Annotated in this window: 17 protein-coding genes; 1 reads left to right on the top strand and 16 read right to left on the bottom strand. The window is 41.0% G+C overall.

What is annotated here, in order from left to right; translation table 11 throughout:
* Nucleotides 1–3 precede the first annotated feature (3 nt).
* The 6 genes from yqfC to rpsU all read right to left on the bottom strand — a co-directional run bounded on the left by yqfC (nucleotide 4) and on the right by rpsU (nucleotide 4,065).
* Nucleotides 4–291: a sporulation protein YqfC gene (yqfC, locus tag IEW76_RS04955; protein ID WP_188651467.1), complete on the bottom strand. Its 288-nt coding sequence runs from the start codon at nucleotides 289–291 to the stop codon at nucleotides 4–6.
* Nucleotides 292–371: 80 nt separating this feature from the next.
* Nucleotides 372–911 carry a YqfB family membrane protein gene (locus IEW76_RS04950; protein ID WP_188651465.1) on the bottom strand — a complete coding sequence of 180 codons (540 nt, stop codon included), beginning with the start codon at nucleotides 909–911 and terminating at the stop codon, nucleotides 372–374.
* Between the two features lie 34 nt (nucleotides 912–945).
* Complete coding sequence (gene floA / locus IEW76_RS04945) at nucleotides 946–1,935, bottom strand: flotillin-like protein FloA (RefSeq protein ID WP_036785767.1); 990 nt, start codon at nucleotides 1,933–1,935, stop codon at nucleotides 946–948.
* A 12-nt stretch (nucleotides 1,936–1,947) separates the two neighbouring features.
* Nucleotides 1,948–3,282, bottom strand: a complete 1,335-nt coding sequence (locus IEW76_RS04940; RefSeq protein WP_188651463.1) for an NfeD family protein — start codon at nucleotides 3,280–3,282, stop codon at nucleotides 1,948–1,950.
* 147 nt (nucleotides 3,283–3,429) lie between these two features.
* Entirely contained in the window at nucleotides 3,430–3,876 is a 447-nt protein-coding gene (locus tag IEW76_RS04935; RefSeq protein ID WP_188651461.1) for a GatB/YqeY domain-containing protein, read from the bottom strand.
* Nucleotides 3,877–3,891: 15 nt separating this feature from the next.
* Entirely contained in the window at nucleotides 3,892–4,065 is a 174-nt protein-coding gene (gene rpsU / locus IEW76_RS04930; RefSeq protein ID WP_036785757.1) for a 30S ribosomal protein S21, read from the bottom strand.
* 390 nt (nucleotides 4,066–4,455) lie between these two features.
* Here rpsU and IEW76_RS04925 point away from each other — a divergent pair, with 390 nt between their 5' ends.
* Nucleotides 4,456–5,385, top strand: coding sequence for a Na/Pi symporter (locus tag IEW76_RS04925; RefSeq protein ID WP_188651459.1), 930 nt, complete (start codon nucleotides 4,456–4,458; stop codon nucleotides 5,383–5,385).
* A gap of 734 nt (nucleotides 5,386–6,119) precedes the next feature.
* Here the strand turns inward: IEW76_RS04925 and deoC are convergent.
* The 10 genes from deoC to lepA form a co-directional block, all read right to left on the bottom strand.
* Complete coding sequence (gene deoC, locus IEW76_RS04920; RefSeq protein ID WP_188651457.1) at nucleotides 6,120–6,791, bottom strand: deoxyribose-phosphate aldolase; 672 nt, start codon at nucleotides 6,789–6,791, stop codon at nucleotides 6,120–6,122.
* Nucleotides 6,792–6,954: 163 nt separating this feature from the next.
* Nucleotides 6,955–8,316: a tRNA (N(6)-L-threonylcarbamoyladenosine(37)-C(2))-methylthiotransferase MtaB gene (mtaB, locus tag IEW76_RS04915; protein WP_188651455.1), complete on the bottom strand. Its 1,362-nt coding sequence runs from the start codon at nucleotides 8,314–8,316 to the stop codon at nucleotides 6,955–6,957.
* A gap of 4 nt (nucleotides 8,317–8,320) precedes the next feature.
* Nucleotides 8,321–9,073 carry a 16S rRNA (uracil(1498)-N(3))-methyltransferase gene (locus tag IEW76_RS04910; RefSeq protein ID WP_188651453.1) on the bottom strand — a complete coding sequence of 251 codons (753 nt, stop codon included), beginning with the start codon at nucleotides 9,071–9,073 and terminating at the stop codon, nucleotides 8,321–8,323.
* A gap of 18 nt (nucleotides 9,074–9,091) precedes the next feature.
* Nucleotides 9,092–10,030, bottom strand: coding sequence for a 50S ribosomal protein L11 methyltransferase (prmA, locus tag IEW76_RS04905; protein WP_188651451.1), 939 nt, complete (start codon nucleotides 10,028–10,030; stop codon nucleotides 9,092–9,094).
* A gap of 29 nt (nucleotides 10,031–10,059) precedes the next feature.
* Nucleotides 10,060–11,184: a molecular chaperone DnaJ gene (dnaJ, locus tag IEW76_RS04900; RefSeq protein ID WP_188651450.1), complete on the bottom strand. Its 1,125-nt coding sequence runs from the start codon at nucleotides 11,182–11,184 to the stop codon at nucleotides 10,060–10,062.
* A 187-nt stretch (nucleotides 11,185–11,371) separates the two neighbouring features.
* Nucleotides 11,372–13,198: a molecular chaperone DnaK gene (gene dnaK / locus IEW76_RS04895; RefSeq protein WP_036785737.1), complete on the bottom strand. Its 1,827-nt coding sequence runs from the start codon at nucleotides 13,196–13,198 to the stop codon at nucleotides 11,372–11,374.
* 38 nt (nucleotides 13,199–13,236) lie between these two features.
* On the bottom strand, nucleotides 13,237–13,818 hold the full coding sequence (gene grpE / locus IEW76_RS04890) for a nucleotide exchange factor GrpE (protein ID WP_308422049.1): 582 nt from the start codon (nucleotides 13,816–13,818) through the stop codon (nucleotides 13,237–13,239).
* Between the two features lie 123 nt (nucleotides 13,819–13,941).
* Nucleotides 13,942–14,985, bottom strand: coding sequence for a heat-inducible transcriptional repressor HrcA (gene hrcA / locus IEW76_RS04885; RefSeq protein ID WP_188651446.1), 1,044 nt, complete (start codon nucleotides 14,983–14,985; stop codon nucleotides 13,942–13,944).
* 87 nt (nucleotides 14,986–15,072) lie between these two features.
* Nucleotides 15,073–16,221: a radical SAM family heme chaperone HemW gene (gene hemW / locus IEW76_RS04880; protein ID WP_188651444.1), complete on the bottom strand. Its 1,149-nt coding sequence runs from the start codon at nucleotides 16,219–16,221 to the stop codon at nucleotides 15,073–15,075.
* A 161-nt stretch (nucleotides 16,222–16,382) separates the two neighbouring features.
* A complete protein-coding gene (gene lepA / locus IEW76_RS04875; RefSeq protein ID WP_373285945.1) occupies nucleotides 16,383–18,206 on the bottom strand; it encodes a translation elongation factor 4 in 1,824 nt (607 codons plus the stop codon).
* Between the last annotated feature and the right edge of the window lie 383 nt (nucleotides 18,207–18,589).

The following is an 18,589-nucleotide window of genomic DNA, read 5'->3' as shown; positions in this document are numbered from 1 at the left end:
CCGTTAGCCATTTTGATCTATAAAGGTCACTTCATGAATGGTCCCCTCAAGCAAGATCTCTTCTGGGAGCATCATGCGAAGCACAAACCCTTTCCCTTTGATTAACAACTGCCCTTGCTTCAATTTCAAGCGTAGTTCCTCATCAGAGAAAGAGATTAATCCCTTATGATTTTCCACATATGCATGTATTTGTCCAATGGTTGTTATTCTTGGTAGTTCGAGGATGACATCAGTTGGTAAATCAAGTTGTTGCGATAGCCAATTCCCTATACGTTGTTGCCATTTTTTCATTCGAGTGTGCCCCCTCTCACATACATATCTATGAAAAAAGCACGAAATGTATCACTACATTTCGTGCTTTCACTAAGGCTTTATTTTTTTAAATGGGATCGGTAAGGATTCATTGAACGGGGTTTTCCTAACACTTCAGCCATAACAATACTTTCAGCAAGCTTCTTTTTTGATACGTTTTGCAAACCACTTACTTTTACAGAGGGTTGTGGTTTACTATCCTTACGATAAGGTACTTTTTCATCCCTCTGATAGCTTGGTTGAGTTGGTTGATCTGGGATCGCGTCATGTTCTCCTCCGATTTCGCCTTTAAAGGCTTTCTCGTCTCGTTTCTTCGCTCCTGACCCTTCAGCCTTTTGTTCACGTTGAAGGCTCCTGTAACGCTCTCTTTGCTCTTCTGCGTACGTTTTTAAATCTTTCACCTTTTCTCGATCTCCAGAAGGTTGAGGGGAAGACGGAGGGGTTCCCCCTTCTTGAGCTGGACGATTTTGCACAGGTTTCTTTTTTTGCTCCTTTTGCTCATCATCCTTACCTAAATTAGTGAGGAAGGCAAAAACACCGAAAATAATCGGTAGCAAAATTCCTATGTTGCTAAAGATGAGATCAAAAATATCTCCCATTCGTAATCAGTCCTCCTAAATAGGACTTCAAGCTCTATTTGTCCTCTTCTTCATTTTCATTATTCATCTTTCCAATCACATCACGCATATCGGTATCTGCTTGGATATTCTTCAAATTGTAGTAATCCATAACACCTATATTACCTGAGCGCAACGCTTCGGCCATAGCAAGCGGAACTTCTGCTTCGGCTTCCACAACTTTCGCTTGCATTTCTTGAACACGTGCGCGCATTTCTTGTTCTTGCGCAACCGCCATGGCACGACGTTCCTCTGCTTTAGCCTGAGCGATATTCTTATCGGCTTCAGCCTGGTCCGTTTGAAGGATTGCACCAATGTTCTTTCCGATATCAATATCAGCAATATCAATGGACAAGATCTCAAAAGCAGTTCCAGCATCAAGACCTTTACTTAATACGTTTTGAGAAATACGATCCGGATTCTCTAATACCTGGTTATGGTCCTTAGAGCTACCAATAGTACTAACAATACCTTCACCTACTCGAGCAATAACGGTATCCTCACCAGCGCCCCCGACAAGACGATCAATATTCGCTCGAACGGTAATACGAGCTTTTGCTTTCACTTCGATTCCATCCATTGCTACACCAGCAATAAATGGTGTTTCAATCACTTTCGGGTTAACGCTCATCTGAACAGCTTCTAATACATCACGACCAGCTAAGTCAATGGCCGCACAACGCTCAAAACTTAATTCAATATTAGCGCGTTGAGCTGCAATAAGTGCATTTACCACGCGGTCAACATTCCCGCCTGCAAGGTAGTGACTTTCAAGCTGATTTGTATCTACATCCACACCAGCTTTATGCGCTTTAATCAACGGATTAATAACGCGACTTGGAACGACTCGACGTAATCTCATTCCAATGAGTGTAAAGATGCTGATTCTAACGCCCGCTGCCAAAGCACTAATCCATAGCATGATTGGAATAAACGTGAACAATACAGCAAGCGCTATAATAATCACTGCAATAAATATAATTGGTACTAAACCTTCTGATAACATAAGTATTCCCCCTTATTCTTTTTCTTGTTTTACTTCTCGAACAACAATCCGAGATCCTTCTACTCTTACAATTTTGATACTTGCTCCTGTAGAGATGAAACTACCTTCTGTTACAACATCAACTCTTTCATCGTTGAATATCCCAGTACCAGATGGTCTTAGTGGCGTAACAGCTTTACCTATATTTCCTATGAGATCCTCTCTATTATTAGATGAGAGGTAGCCTTTCTCTGAGGAAGTAGAGTCACTTAAAACGATGTTTCTCAAGAACCCTTTATCAAATCCTATCGTCTTAAATAAGATAACAGAGCCTATAATCGCCACAATAATAGCAATGAGGAGACTCATCGTCATATGACCTATGTCATCCGTAGACATAAACAAGGAACCTACCACTCCACCTGTTCCAATAATCCCGAGAATTCCACCCGGGACAAAGAACTCTAGAACGATACACACAACTCCTAAACCAAATAAGATGATCGCTTCATAACCTGCAAGTCCTGCAATCATATGTCCATAGAAGAACAACCCTAAAGCGAGTAGACCCATGGATCCAGCGATACCAAATCCAGGGGAATAAAGTTCTGCAACAAACCCCAAGCTAGCTACAGAAAGCAATATAGGAACGACAACAGGATGAGTAATCAAACGAGCCAGACGCTCAGTAAACGTAGGATTAGTCGTAATGATTTCAGAGTCCGATAATCCAAGTTCTGATAACAATTGTTCTCTTGAATCAACCACCCCTTCTGCATACCCTACTTCTAGAGCTTCCGCTGCACTTAGGGTCAGGTATTTCCCTTTTCCTGCTTTATATTTCGGCAAATCAACATCTGGGTTAGCCATCGCTTCTGCATATAACGGATCTCTATTATTCAATTCGGCTGCTGTACGCATTTTCTTTACCCAATCAGATTGCGCTTTCTTACTAGCTGCATTCCCATCTGACGTGATAACACCTGCTGAGCCCATGGTTGTATTTGGCTTCATATATATTTGATCAGCATTTAGTGATATGTATGAGCCTGCAGATAAGGCTTCCTGAACAACATAGGCGGTATTCGGGATTTCAATGGACTGAAACAAATTTGCTATTTCAGCCGCTGCATCCACCCTGCCACCAGGGGTGTTTACTTCGAAAATGATGTGGTCCGCATCCCGTTCTCTTGCTTCATTTACACTTCTCTTTAAAAAAGAAGCAAGTCCTTTCTCCACCGTTTCTGTAATAGGAACAACATATACCGTTTCTCCTTTTCCATCTGCGGAGCTCGCGGGACTAAGAAATGACACCAACACTAACATCAACAGCGAGAAAACCATAGCATACCTTAGTATCCTCCTCATACTTCCCCCCCCTTTCTCTCTTATTATATACGAGTTAGAAGAACTAAACGTTTCATGATAAAAAATTTTTATATGCATTTTATCCTACATCCATGAAAAAAGCCAATCATACGAAAAAAACCGCCTTATTAAAAAGGCGGTTCGTGTTTAAGATAAATGTTTTTGTACAAATTTATTAACTAGAGAGCCATCCGCTTTGCCTTTTACTTTAGGCATAATGGCACTCATCACTTTGCCCATATCCTGCTTAGAAGATGCACCGACTTCTGCAATCGTTTCTTGAACGATAGCATCTAATTCATCTTCAGAAAGCTGTTGGGGCATATATGATTGAATGATTTCAATATCTCTCTCATCTTTTTGCGCAAGATCGTCACGACCTGCACTTTTGTACTCTTGGAGGGAATCTTTTCGTTGCTTTATCTCTCGAGACAAAACAGTTAATTCTTCTTCCTCAGTCAATTCATCTTTTCCAAGTTTTAAAGCTTCATTTTGTAAAGAAGACTTCACCATACGTATGACGGATAGTCTTTCTTTCTCTTTGTTACGTAAAGCCTCTTTCATATCTTGGTTTAGACGCTCAAGTAATGACATCTACCTTACACCCTCTTACTTACGCTTTCTAGCGGCTTCTGATTTCTTCTTACGACGGACGCTAGGCTTCTCGTAATGTTCACGCTTACGATACTCAGCTAGTGTACCATTCTTAGATACGCTGCGCTTGAAGCGACGAAGAGCATCTTCAAGAGACTCGTTTTTACGCACGCGAGTGTTGTTTGACATGCTATTACCCTCCCTCCAAAGCAAAAAAGACAGTTTCAATGAACACGTGAGTATCTTTTCCTCACATGCCTTTGACAATTATAAACCATTCTCCAGACAGATTCAACTATTTTTATTAAGGATCGGATCATTCGGAGAATTATATTGTCGTTGCTCTGTCATATCATCCACTTTAACATAAGTTGAGCAAGCAAGATAGAGGGTAATGCTTAATTTCGATAAATTGGGTCATCCTTCTTGTTTGACACTCGGATCGAAGTGTGTAAATCACCAATTGTTGATACCACTACACTTTCCAATGTATACCATGACTACTTTTATCCTGTTAGAAAGTCCTTTTCTGTCATGAATTTAAGTCTTGTCCATAGTATGGTATAGAGGTGAAGAACCGTGGCTGATTTAATTACACTTTTTACTGTTTTCTTAACCATTTTTTTATTTGGTATGACTGTACTACGAGTTGGTTTGTATCAACTATCTTATCGAAATATGAAAGTGTTGCTTCAACGGTTTGCGAATAATCCATTCAAAGGAATGCTTGCTGGTATTGTTGTAACAAGTGTGTTACAAAGCAGCTCAGCTACCATGGTAATTGCAATTGGGCTAGTCGCTGTAGGGGTGCTCAATTTCAAACAATCTATTGGAATTATTCTAGGAGCTAATATTGGAACGACTGTTACAGCTGAATTACTTACATTCTCAAACTCCATCCCCCTTTGGCCACTCTTAATCATTGGAGCAGTACTACTAATCATCCCTAAACAAACATGGTTTGGAGCTGGTGGAATCTTATTTGGCTTAGGATGTATCTTTGTTGCTTTAAACGGATTCGAATCCTTAGCAGAACCTTTGAAGCAATTCCCAATCATTCAAGATAGCCTGGCCTATACAAACGACTTTCCTAATGCCAGCATATTAATCGGAACAGCCATGACAGCCATTATACAATCATCTACTGCAGCCACAGGAATATCAATGAGCTTTTTAAACGAAGGTATTTTTAGTCTCACATCAGCTATTGGAATAATGCTAGGTGCTAATATTGGAACTTGTATCACTGCCTGGGTGGCTTCACTCGGAAGCAATTATGAAGCTCGGCTTGTTGCCATGGCTCACATCTGGCTTAATGTCTTAGGCGTATTACTGTTTGCACCATTCATAGATGAACTTGCTGCTTTATCCCAATGGCTATCAAACGACCCAGCCCAGCAACTTGCTCACATCTCTGTTGTGTTTAATGTTTTGTCTTCACTAATTGTTTTACCTTTTGTCCAACACTTCACTAAATTTGTTATGTTCGTTCATAAATATAAAGAATGATGTTTAGTGAACATATAATCTTTTTTAGGCGCTGTTAATGTTCATTGTTGATTTATTTGTTTCATATAAGCCCCCTTATACGGAAGGCTTGAAACTGAGGTAGAGATGTCTTGCGATAGATGTAGAGAGGTTTTCGTCAGCTATAATGGAGCGAAAGGTGTGCCTGGAAATCACTCGCTTTCCGCGGCCCCACACGACGTGGGGTCGTTCGACGTTGTCACAGGACGTGACGATCTTAGTCGAACTTCCTCTTTCTCTTTTAGCCTCCTCGGGAAAACCACCCTGCGGGGTCTCGTCGACCTCTTTCTCCCGCAGGAGTCTCGCAATTTCCAGGCCCACCTTTGCTAAATGGAGAGAGACGAAAACGCGCCATATTTGTGAGGTAGGTGGCTTAAGAGCAACTATAATAAGCAGGTCCGTTCGCCTAATTAGCTTCAGGGCAGGCTTAGTGACTGCGAGACTCCGCGTAGCGATTGAGGAGGCTTCCCAGCTCCCCGCAGGAAAGCGAGTGGTCCCCGCGATCCTGCCCTAGCACTTAAAAGCGTAACGGCCACATACACGACGCGGTGTCAGCTTCGAGTTTTCAACAATCCTGCCCTAATGTTGAACAAATCTATTATAAGATTAACAACAACAAACTTAACCAGAGCCTTTTTATAATACACATTATAAAGATCAAGATTAAATACTAGAAAAAAAAGGTGTCCTCCTAGGAGGACACCTTTTTTTAGTTATTAATAATCTGAAGTTCCTTGTCCACCTGATACGATGGATACACCTGCACTAGCACCAATGCGAGTAGCGCCTGCTTCGATGACAGCGTCTGCTCCTTCACGGTCGCGAACGCCTCCAGAGGCTTTTACTCCCATGTCTGGTCCTACTGTGTTACGCATTAGTTTAATATCTTCAACTGTAGCGCCTCCACCTGAGAAGCCTGTAGACGTCTTAACGTAATCTGCTCCAGCAGCTTTAGCTAATTCGCAAGCTGTTACTTTTTCTTCGTCTGTAAGAAGAGACGTCTCAATGATCACCTTTGTTAAAGCATTGCCTTCTGTCGCGCGAACAACGGCTTCAATGTCAGCTTGCACTGTTTCTTTATCTCCACTCTTTAGAGCGCCGATGTTAATTACCATGTCTACTTCTGTAGCTCCGTTTTCAATGGCTTGTTTTGTTTCATAAGCTTTTAATTCTTTAGTATTAGCTCCTAGAGGGAAACCAATAACCGTACAAACTTTTACGTCTGTATCTTGAAGACGTTCGTAACAGAAAGGTACCCAGTAAGGGTTTACGCATACAGAAGCAAAGCCATATTCTTTAGCTTCTTGGCAAATCTGTTCAATTTTTTCTTGTGCTGTATCTGGTTTTAACTGTGTATGATCAATCATTTTAGCTAATTTAGCATCCATTTTAATCTTCCTTTCTTACTTAGGTTGTCCGTACCTCTTTCATCTTAGCATTATGTCTTTAAAAATGCTACTCCTCCTCTATTAAATCGCTTACTTTATTGTCTCTATAAGTGTATATGTCATACATAAAAAGACCTTGCTGAACACTCAGCAAGGTCTTTTTTTAGGAAGATAACTCGATAGAATCGTCTGTTAGACTTGGTCGGTCCATCACCCGGACAAATTGACCTGCATTATAAGGGTATCCAGCTTGAGTAAGCTTAACACGGACAATTTCTCCTACCATATCTTCTTTTCCTTCAAACACTACTTTTAAATAATTATCGGTATAACCAACATACCGATTGTCATTTTCATCGTCTTTAAACTTCTCTTCTGGTATAACTTCAAGCACTTCTCCGTCATACTGTGATGCATATTCTTTAGCTTGTTGGTTTGACAATTCGATAAGTTGATGAACACGATCGTTCTTAACTTCTTCATCTACCTGGTCATCCATACGAGCAGCAGGTGTTCCTGTACGCTTCGAGTATGGAAATACGTGAAGTTCAGAATAACCGATCTCTTGAATGAAGCGATACGTTTCATTAAATTCTTCTTCAGTCTCACCTGGAAATCCAACGATAACATCTGAGGTAATCGCAAGACCTGGTAGCGCCTCTTTAATACGGTCCACTCGTTCTTTGTAAAACTCAGTGGTGTATTTACGACGCATACGCTTAAGTACCGTATTTGATCCTGATTGAAGAGGGATATGAAGGTGACGAACGATCTTATCAGACTCACGCAGAACATCGATCACGTCGTCTGTGATTTGGCTCCCTTCAATGGAGGAAATACGAATTCGTTTTAAACCATTTACCCTTTTGTCTAATTCACGTAATAACATAGCAAGATTATAATCTTTCATGTCCTCGCCGTAACCGCCTGTATGAATTCCTGTCAATACAATTTCTTTATACCCTGCATCAACAAGCTGTTGAGCTTGTTGAATAACTTCTTCTGGGTCACGTGAACGCATTAAGCCACGAGCCCAAGGAATAATGCAGAACGTACAAAAGTTGTTACAACCTTCTTGAATCTTCAAGGAAGCTCGTGTACGGTCAGTGAAAGCAGGGACATCAAGCTCTTCATATGTTCGTGTTTTCATAATATTTGTAACACCATTAATAGGTTGACGTTCTTCCTGGTATTGTTTGATGTAGTCTAGCATTTTACGTCGATCTTGTGTCCCTACCACAATATCTACACCAGGAATGTCCATAATCTCAGCCGGAGATGTTTGTGCATAACACCCCGTTACACAAATAACAGCATCAGGATTTTTACGGATAGCACGTCTAATCACTTGACGACTCTTCTTATCCCCTGTGTTCGTTACTGTACATGTGTTAATCACGTATACATCAGATGAGCGATCAAAGTCCGTGCGCTCATATCCTTCTTCTTTGAACAATTGCCAAATGGCTTCCGTTTCATAATGGTTTACTTTACAACCTAGTGTATGAAAGGCTACTGATGGCATAGGATCACCCCAATTCCTCTAATTGATAGGACAGAGCTGAAAGAAAATATGTAGCAGCGGTTTCTGTTCTTAATATTCTTGGTCCCAAACGTACCGCTAGCGCCCCCGCTTCCTTCAGCGTCTGCACTTCTTGTTCACTGAATCCGCCTTCTGGTCCAATAATGACGAGAATGCGCTGACCTTGCTGAAATTGCGTAAGAACTTCTTTTAATGATCGATATGATTGACTTTTCGCCTCATCCTCATAAGCAAATACAACCCAATCATAGTTAGGCTGAAGGGCTATTAAATCTCCTAAGGAATGCAACTCAGAAACAGAGGGGATCATCGTTCGATGAGATTGTTCGCTCGCTTCTTTTGCAATTTTTTGATAGCGTGTTATTTTCTTTTGTGATTTCTTTTGATCCCATTTTACAATGGAGCGCTCTGCTTCAAAAGGGATAAATTGAGATGCTCCGAGTTCTGTTCCCTTTTGAATCACATGCTCCATTTTATCTCCTTTAGGTAACCCTTGTGCAATTGTAACAGAGGCTGGAAGTTCTTTTTCCTCTTCCAGCCACTCTACAATCTGACATGTGACAGTTTCTGTCGTAATATCAGTAATTTCACATTCAGCTAGGTCACCCTCCGGTGTACAACATAAAATATGATGTTCAGGCTTCATTCGCATTACCTTTCCAATGTGATGTACATCTTCTCCGGTAATAACGACTTGAGAGTCATTCCATCCTGACGAAGGAACAAAATAACGTTGCACAATGGGCACCTGCTTTCTTTATGGTTTACGTGCGATAATCGATGTCCAGTCTTCCATTACATTAACTTCAACAATTTCAAAACCAGATTCAATAAGTTGATCCTTCACTAACTGACGCTTGTTCTTAATAATTCCAGACGTTATAAAGTAACCACCAGACTTCAGTTTAGCGAAAGCATCATCTGTAAATTGGACAATGATTTCAGCTAAAATGTTGGAAACAATTAAATCGGCTTCAACATCAACACCTTGAAGTAGGTTGTTTTGCTTTGACTCAATTTGGCTTTCCACATTGTTTAATTTAGCATTAATCGTAGTACTCTTAACGGCGATATCGTCTAAGTCAAAAGCATGTACATGCTTTGCACCCAGAAGTACTGAAGCAATGCTTAAGACTCCAGAGCCAGCTCCTACGTCCATAACTAAATCATTTTCCTCTATATACTGCTCAATCGCTTGGATACTTAAAACAGTAGTGGGATGCGTCCCAGTACCAAACGCCATACCTGGATCTAATTCTATAATAATTTCATCGCTTGAAACAGGCTCATACTCTTCCCAAGTAGGGATGATTGTTACCTTTTCTGAAATCTTGACGGGCTTATAGTACTTCTTCCAAGCTGTTGCCCAATCTTCCTCATTCAGCTCGCTTATTGTGACATGGTTATGACCGATATTAATATCGAATTCAATTAGATTGGTAATCGCATGTTTAATTTCTTCTACTGTTTCTCCTAAGAAACTATTCACGGGAAGGTATGCTTTTACATACACACCTTCTGCCGGATAGTCTTCAGGATTTAATTCATAAATCTCACCCATAAACGTATCTCGTTCTTTGACAAGGTCTTGTGGGTCTTCAATCACTACTCCACTAGCCCCTGCCTCATGAAGAATGTTCGATATGGGTTCGATTGCTTCATTTGTTGTATGAATACATATTTCAGACCATTTCAATGGGATCAACTCTCTTTACTCTGGATTCCTTATTCCCCTTTAAAGGCACGCTTCACACGTTGGAAAATGTTGTCGTGTTGCTCTTCTGTAGGTTGGTTGCCACTAATATCATGGAACTCACGAAGTAATTCTTTCTGACGATCCGTCATATTCGTTGGTGTAACAACACGGATCTTCACGTGTTGATCTCCATGACCATATCCACGAACGTTTGGAGCACCCTTTTCTTTCAAGCGGAACGTCTTCCCATTCTGCGTACCTGATGGGATCTTAAGCTTCACATTCCCATGTACAGTTGGGACTTCAATTTCGTCTCCAAGTGCAGCTTGGGTAAATGTCAGTGGCATCTCGCAGAAGATATGGTCTCCTTCACGTTTGTAAAATTCGTGTGGACGAATTTGAACAACTACATACAAGTCGCCTGTAGGACCACCGTTTTCGCCCGGCTCACCTTGACCAGATACGCGAATACGCTGACCTTCATCAATACCAGCTGGAATAGAGATGTGAATATTTTTACGTTTCGTAACTCTTCCAGCTCCTCCGCACGTATTACACTTATCTTTAATGATTTGCCCAGTTCCTTCACAGTAATGACATACGCGGCGGTTTACTACCCGTCCAAATGGTGTATTTTGTTCTTGGTTTAACTGGCCTGCACCTTGACAGTGAGAGCAAGTTTCCGGTTTTGTCCCTGGTTTTGCACCAGATCCGTCACATGTTTCACATTCTTCTTCTTTTGGAATTTGGACATCCGTTTCTTTACCGAAGATAGCTTCTTCAAAATTTAACGTCATTGTATATTGAAGGTCTGCACCTCTACGAGGAGCATTCGGATCACGACGGCGTCCTCCGCCACCGAAGAACATGTCAAAGATGTCTCCAAAGCCTCCGAAGTCTTCGGCTCCACCAAAGCCTCCGAAACCACCCTGGTTAGGACCTGCATGACCAAATTGATCATATTGTTGGCGTTTCTGATCATCACCTAGTACATCCCAAGCTTCCTGAGCTTCTTTAAACTTATCCTCAGCATTGTCTTCTTGGCTGACATCTGGGTGATATTTTTTAGCTAATTTACGATACGCTTTCTTAATTTCATCTTTAGAAGCATCCTTAGATACACCTAAAATCTCATAATAGTCGCGTTTACTCACTGAAGATCACTCTCCCGACTCTCTACTCACATAAAGTTTATATTAACATGGTTTCATATTCGATTCAAAGTTAAATCAGTATCATTCTTCCCTTTAAAAGGGGAACAACATTCATGCAGTAAAAAAGTCAAAGCCAAGATACCCCCTGACTTTGACTTTTTTTATCTGACTAACCTAATTTGGTTGCTTACTTCTTCTCGTCTTCGTTTACTTCTTCAAAGTCTGCGTCCACAACGTCTTCTTCTGACCCTTGGCCTTCAGCACCTTCTTGGGCTTGTTGAGCTTGTTGTGCTTGCTCATACATTTTTACAGAAAGCTGTTGCACTTGCTCTTGAAGAGCATCTTTCTTCTCACGGATTTGCTCAAGGTCTTCACCTTCAAGTGCCGTTTGAAGTTCAGATTTAGCAGTCTCAGCGTTTTGCTTGTCTTCTTCTGTTACAGATTCACCAAGGTCTTTGATTGTTTTATCTGTAGTGAAGATCAGTTGATCTGCTTCGTTACGAAGCTCTACTTCTTCACGGCGCTGTTTGTCCGCTTCAGCATTTTCTTCAGCTTCTTTAACCATTTGCTCTACTTCGTCTTCAGAAAGACCAGAAGAAGATTTAATAGTAATGGATTGTTCTTTGTTGGTACCTAAGTCTTTTGCTCCTACGTTAACGATACCGTTCGCATCAATATCGAAGGATACTTCGATTTGAGGTACACCGCGTGGTGCTGGCGGGATATCAGTTAACTGGAAACGACCAAGTGTCTTGTTATCTTGTGCCATTTCACGCTCACCTTGAAGTACGTGGATATCTACAGCTGTTTGGTTATCAGCAGCAGTAGAGAACGTTTGCTTCTGGCTTGTAGGAATTGTAGTGTTACGCTCGATTAGCTTCGTAGTCACGCCACCCATTGTTTCAATACCTAGAGAAAGTGGAGTAACGTCTAGTAGAACAACGTCTTTAACGTCACCTTGAAGTACGCCACCTTGTACAGCTGCACCAAGTGCTACTACTTCATCAGGGTTAACGCCTTTAGAAGGATCTTTGCCTACTTCTTTCTTAAGTGCGTCTACAACTGCAGGAATACGCGTAGAACCACCTACTAGAAGTACTTTATCAATGTCACTAGAAGACATGTTTGCGTCTTTAAGCGCACGACGAGTTGGTTCCATAGTACGTTCTACTAAACTAGAAGAAAGCTCTTCGAATTTAGCACGAGTAAGGTTCATTTCTAAGTGAAGTGGACCTGCTTCTCCTGCTGTAATAAATGGAAGAGAAATCTGTGTTTGAGCTACACCAGAAAGGTCTTTCTTCGCTTTTTCTGCAGCGTCTTTAAGACGTTGTAGTGCCATTTTATCTTTAGAAAGATCAATGCCATTTTCTTTCTTGAATTCTGCTACCATGTGATCGATGATTACTTGGTCGAAGTCATCCCCACCTAGTTTGTTGTCACCAGCAGTTGATACAACTTCGAATGTACCGTCACCGATGTCTAGGATTGATACGTCAAACGTACCGCCACCAAGGTCGTAAACAAGAAGCGTTTGATCTTGTTCTTGATCAATACCGTATGCAAGAGCTGCTGCTGTAGGCTCGTTAATAATACGCTCTACTTCAAGACCTGCAATTTTACCAGCATCTTTAGTAGCTTGACGCTCAGCATCGTTGAAGTAAGCTGGAACTGTGATTACAGCTTTTTCAACTGTTTCACCAAGATAGTCTTCTGCGTAAGACTTGATATACTGAAGGATGATAGCAGAAATCTCTTGTGGAGTGTGCTCTTTTCCTTCAATTTCTACTTTATAGTCTGTACCCATATGTCTCTTGATAGACTGAATTGTGTTAGGGTTTGTGATTGCCTGACGTTTCGCAACCTCACCAACCTGACGTTCACCATTCTTGAATGCAACAACTGATGGAGTTGTGCGACTACCTTCTGGGTTTGGAATTACTTTAGACTCTCCGCCTTCCATTACAGCGACACAAGAGTTTGTTGTACCTAAGTCAATACCAATGATTTTACTCATGACAAATTTCCTCCTTTATCTTCATATGTAGAGTGAGCTTATTGATTTACCTTCACCATTGACGGGCGAATAACGCGGTCGTTTAGCTTATAGCCTTTTTGAAGCTCCTCTACGACAACATTTGATTCATAGTTTTCATCTTCAACTTGCATAACAGCCTGATGCATGTGAGGGTCAAATTCTTCCCCTACAGCCGGAATCTCTTCAAGGCCTTCTTTCTCTAATGCACTCTTAAGCTGTTTATAAACCATGTTCATACCTTCTGCATACTTCTCGTCTTGAGCTTCAACTTGAAGCGCTCGTTCGAAGTTATCAAGGGCAGGTAATAACTCCTCAATAAGTGATTGAGATTTATATTTACGGTCGTTCTCACGATCTTTCTGCGTGCGACGACGGAAATTATCATAATCTGCTTGTAAGCGTAACAAACGTTGGTACGTTTCATCCTTCTCTTGCTGAAGTTTAGCTACCTCATCCATTTCGTTAGCCTCTTCTTCAACAACTTCTTGTTCAGGATTTTCAACGACCTCTTCTTGTTCGACTTCTTCTGTTTGTTGTTTATTTTCGTCCATGTTTGTCACCTCCTCTAAAGCTCGTTCATTTACACCGGTTAAGAATATATCAGAAATTGAATCTAAACTAAACCGATAACCCTTCAATTTTGGTTATTTTTTATAAAAAGTCAATTTAACCAACTAAACAATAGTAAAGAGAGAACAGACATCCTTAAATGCCTTTATCATCTATTCCCCAGTTGAACCTTTTTGATACCAGGAATGGAATGTTTCGGTCATACGATCTGAAAGTAAACTCAATAAAGAAATGACTTTTGAGTATTCCATCCGAGTAGGCCCTAGTAAAGCAATCGTCCCTAGCTGAGTATCCCCTATTGAGTAAGATCCTGTAATAATACTTAAATCCTTCATAGCGTTTACTTCGTTTTCGGTACCAATCGATACTTTAATATCAGTGGAATTGTGACGAAGTAAGTGAGCGATCTCTGTTTCTTCTTCTATCATCGAATACAGCGTCCTCACTTTATCAATATCCCGAAATTCCGGCTGCATAAGAATGTTGGTCTTGCCGCCAACATAAAGCTTGGCAGGCTGTTCGTCAAATAGAGCAGCTCGTAAATACTGATAGGCCTTTTCAAATTCGCTTGTATGCTTTTTAAGAAGTTCGGCTATCTCGGTATTCAACTTATGATGCAAGTAAATAATCGGCACACCATTTAACCGCTCATTTAAGATGTTAACCATCTTCTCTAAGTCAGCTGGTTTAATTTCTACAGGGATCGTGAACGACCTATGCTCAACATGACCTGTATCCGTTACAAGAATCGCAACAGCAGATATTTGGGATAAGGGGATGATTTGTAATTGCTTTAATTTTGTCTCGTATACTTCGGGTCCAAGGATAATTGACGTATAATTCGTCAACTCGGATAACACCCGCGCAGACTGCTGAACGACTTGTTCAAATTCTACCATTTGATGATTAAACGCCTGTTTCACAAATGTTTTCTCTTGCCCAGACAAATTAAATGGTGACATCAAATGGTCGACATAAAAGCGATACCCTTTCTCCGAAGGAACCCTTCCTGATGAAGAATGTGTCTTCTCCAGGAAACCAAGTTCTTCTAAATCAGCCATTTCGTTACGAATCGTAGCTGAACTATAGGATACGTTATCTTTCTTTGAAATCGTCCTTGATCCTACAGGTTGCGCAGACTGGATGAAGTCATCAATAATTACTTGTAATATCAACAATTGTCTCTCTGTTAACATGATGATCACCTCTGTTAGCACTCTTTAATTGCGAGTGCTAAATCTAATAATAAATTATCAAATGCCTCGCTCCTTGTCAACGATATTTCACTGAAGCTTTTCATCTTCAATTAAGAATTGAGCAAATACTTCATTTCCAAAAAGGCGGCCTTGTGTTGTGAGCGCAACATGGTCTTGTGATTCTGTTATCCAGTTTTTCCTCTTTAAATAATCTAATTCACTCGAATAAAGAGAATGAATAGAACGTCCGAAGCGATTCTCAAATTCACTCATAGATACTCCACTTGTTTTACGCAACCCGAGGAACATTTGCTCTTCCATCTCTTCTTTATAGTGCACTGGTTCAACATGCAGTCGTGGAAGGCCTGTTTCCTTGCCCTTCTTTGTATACTGATTTAAAGGCTTGATATTAACTGTTCGCTCTCCAGGTAAATACCCATGTGCACCAGCACCAAACCCATAATAATAATCATTGTTCCAATACGTTAGGTTATGCTTGCTTTCAAACCCTGGCTTTGCAAAATTACTAATTTCATATTGATAAACACCCTTTTGGTTCATCTCACTCATTAACAGCTCATACATTCGTGCTTCTTCTTCTTCAACAGGTTTATGCAACTTCCCTTTTTTATGACGAAGATAAAAGATGGTCTTAGGTTCAATTTGTAACGAGTAAGAAGAATAATGAGGAAGATCTAACGCTAGAGCTTCATCAATTGTTTTCTTAAATTGATCATACGTTTGCCCCGGAAGTCCGTACATTAAATCGACTGATACATTTTCAAATTGTTGTTTCTCAAACAGGCGAAGACTATCATAGACGTCTTTCACACGATGATTCCGGCCCAGCTTCTCAAGAAGTTCGTCATCAAATACTTGCACACCAAACGAAATTCGATTTACCCCGTATTCTTTGAGTAACGCTAGTTTCTTCTCATCAAATTCACCAGGATTCGCTTCAAACGTATACTCTAGCGGTCCCTCAACATCGAAAGACTTTGCAATCATTTTGAGCAATCTCTCAAGTTGATCGTGCGATAGTGCCGTTGGAGTGCCTCCCCCAACAAAGATTGTTTTCATTTTTCGCTTTTCTGTACCAACTGCAGTTACAATCTCATTCTCTAATGCATCCAAATATTGATCTGCAAGTTCAGGATTATAGAAGAACTTTGTAAAATCGCAATAATGACAGATCTTGTGGCAAAACGGTATGTGAATATATGCTGATGTAATCATGTTCGTCACGTTCCTTTAAATAAAGTAGCTTTGTTAACGCATTTAAAATTAACTATATCAGTTCTACATGCGTCACCCTTGCAGTAAAACACAAAAGGTAGCAAAGTTGAAAGCATAAAAACCGCAAGAAGTCTCCTGCGGTTTTTACTCATTAATCCTTATTAATCGTCAGAATCCATTTCAAGCACGGCCATAAAGGCTTCTTGCGGTACTTCAACAGATCCAACCATCTTCATTCGTTTTTTACCTTCTTTTTGTTTCTCTAACAACTTACGCTTACGAGAAATATCCCCGCCATAACATTTTGCAAGTACGTTTTTACGCATCGCTTTAATGGTAGAACGTGCCACAATTTTATTCCCGATTGCTGCTTGAACAGGAACTTCGAATTGTTGACGTGGAATGAGTTCAACAAGCTTGCTAGTGATCGCTTTTCCGCGGTCGAACGCGAAATCTCTGTGTACAATGAAGGATAGGGCATCAATGGTGTCCCCATTTAACCAGATATCCATTTTCACGAGATTCGACGCACGATATCCGGCTAAGTCATAGTCGAAGGAAGCATAGCCTTTTGTTTGAGACTTAAGCTGATCAAAGAAATCATACACAATCTCAGACAGCGGGATATCATACGTGATATTTACACGGTTGTCGTCAAGATATTGCATATCTACGAAAGAACCGCGCTTCTTTTGACAAATTTCCATCACAGATCCTACATAGTCGTTCGGGACCATCACGGTTGCATTTACAAACGGCTCACGAACTTCACTAATTGACTGCGGATCTGGCATTAAGGATGGATTATCAACCGTAACCGTTTCCCCATCAGCAAGTTCTACTTCGTAGATTACACTTGGCGCAGTTGTAATAAGTTGAATATTAAATTCACGTTCGATACGTTCTTGTATAATCTCCATGTGAAGAAGCCCTAAGAATCCGCAACGGAAACCAAAGCCCAATGCCTGAGATGTCTCAGCTTCATACTGAAGGGAAGAATCGTTAAGCTCTAGGCGCTCTAGTGCTTCACGTAAATCATTGTAATTGTTCGCATCTACCGGGAACAATCCGCAGAACACCATCGGATTCAAGCGTTTATAACCTGGTAATGGTTCTGGCGCTGGATTGTCTACTCGGGTAATCGTGTCACCTACACGGGAGTCACTTACGTTTTTAATTGATGCTGTTAAATATCCGACATCCCCTACAGTTAATTCATTTTTAGGAGTTGGCTTTGGATTAAACACACCAATTTCGTTTACTTCGAACTCTTTTCCAGTCTGCATCATACGAATTTTTTGACCAACTTTTACAGAACCTTCCTTCACGGCAATCGACGCGATTACCCCACGATAAGGATCATATAAAGAGTCAAAGATTAAAGCTTTCAATGGATCTTCTGGCTCACCAATAGGGGAAGGAATACGTTCTACAATGGCTTCTAATATCTCTTCGATTCCTTTACCCGCTTTAGCTGAAGCTAAGATAACCTCATCTTTGGTTACACCAAGAAGATCCTCAAGCTCTTTCGTCACACGCTCTGGATCAGCCGCTGGAAGATCTACTTTATTAATAACTGGAATAATTTCTAAATCGTTATCTAAGGCAAGGTAAAGATTCGCTAACGTTTGAGCCTCAATTCCCTGCGCCGCATCTACTACCAAGATAACCCCTTCACACGCTGCTAAACTACGGGATACCTCATATGTAAAGTCGACGTGTCCTGGTGTATCAATCAGGTGGAATAAGTAATCTTCTCCTTTATTAGGAGAGCTATATCGCAATTGAACTGCGTTTAATTTTATTGTAATACCACGCTCACGCTCTAAATCCATCGCATCAAGAAACTGCTCTTTCATCTCTCGTTGCGTTAAAGCTTTCGTTTTCTCTAAAATACGATCGGCTAATGTCGATTTGCCGTGGTCGATATGAGCGATAATTGAAAAATTACGCACATTCTCCTGTTTAATCTTGTCGCTACTCACATTCATCACTCCTACTTTAATCCGAAACCATAGCTAGCTTAGATTATAGCAATGTAGAGGAAATACTTCAATAACGAAAAGCGCAGGCGGGGTGACCAGTGGAAAAGGAAGCTCGACTAAAACCGTCACGTCCTGTGACAACGTCGAGCGACCCCACATCGTGTGGGGCCGGATAAGCAAGATGGCGAAAATAAGCGTAGCTTATTGTAGTCATATTGCTTATCGCGCTAGGCCCTCCCCGCCGGAGCTAGATCTAAATCGAAAAGCGCAGGGGGCTTGTTCAGAGGCGTACGGATAAGCAAAATGCCGGAAGTGGCGCTAGCCACTGCAGGTAGTTTGCTTATCTCGCTAGCCTCTAGCCCCCGGAGCTGGATCTAGCGAAA

This window comes from Pontibacillus salipaludis, assembly GCF_014642405.1.
In the GTDB taxonomy this organism is placed as follows: domain Bacteria; phylum Bacillota; class Bacilli; order Bacillales; family BH030062; genus Pontibacillus; species Pontibacillus salipaludis.
Note: the sequence above shows the minus strand (reverse complement) of the source record. Positions and strands in the feature narration are given on the sequence as shown.

Coding starts and splice junctions, on each gene's coding strand:
- yqfC (WP_188651467.1), bottom strand. CDS start 291: ATGAAAAAATGGCAACAACGTATAGGGAATTGGCTATCGCAACAACTT.
- IEW76_RS04950 (WP_188651465.1), bottom strand. CDS start 911: ATGGGAGATATTTTTGATCTCATCTTTAGCAACATAGGAATTTTGCTA.
- floA (WP_036785767.1), bottom strand. CDS start 1,935: ATGTTATCAGAAGGTTTAGTACCAATTATATTTATTGCAGTGATTATT.
- IEW76_RS04940 (WP_188651463.1), bottom strand. CDS start 3,282: ATGAGGAGGATACTAAGGTATGCTATGGTTTTCTCGCTGTTGATGTTA.
- IEW76_RS04935 (WP_188651461.1), bottom strand. CDS start 3,876: ATGTCATTACTTGAGCGTCTAAACCAAGATATGAAAGAGGCTTTACGT.
- rpsU (WP_036785757.1), bottom strand. CDS start 4,065: ATGTCAAACAACACTCGCGTGCGTAAAAACGAGTCTCTTGAAGATGCT.
- deoC (WP_188651457.1), bottom strand. CDS start 6,791: ATGGATGCTAAATTAGCTAAAATGATTGATCATACACAGTTAAAACCA.
- mtaB (WP_188651455.1), bottom strand. CDS start 8,316: ATGCCATCAGTAGCCTTTCATACACTAGGTTGTAAAGTAAACCATTAT.
- dnaK (WP_036785737.1), bottom strand. CDS start 13,198: ATGAGTAAAATCATTGGTATTGACTTAGGTACAACAAACTCTTGTGTC.
- hrcA (WP_188651446.1), bottom strand. CDS start 14,985: ATGTTAACAGAGAGACAATTGTTGATATTACAAGTAATTATTGATGAC.
- hemW (WP_188651444.1), bottom strand. CDS start 16,221: ATGATTACATCAGCATATATTCACATACCGTTTTGCCACAAGATCTGT.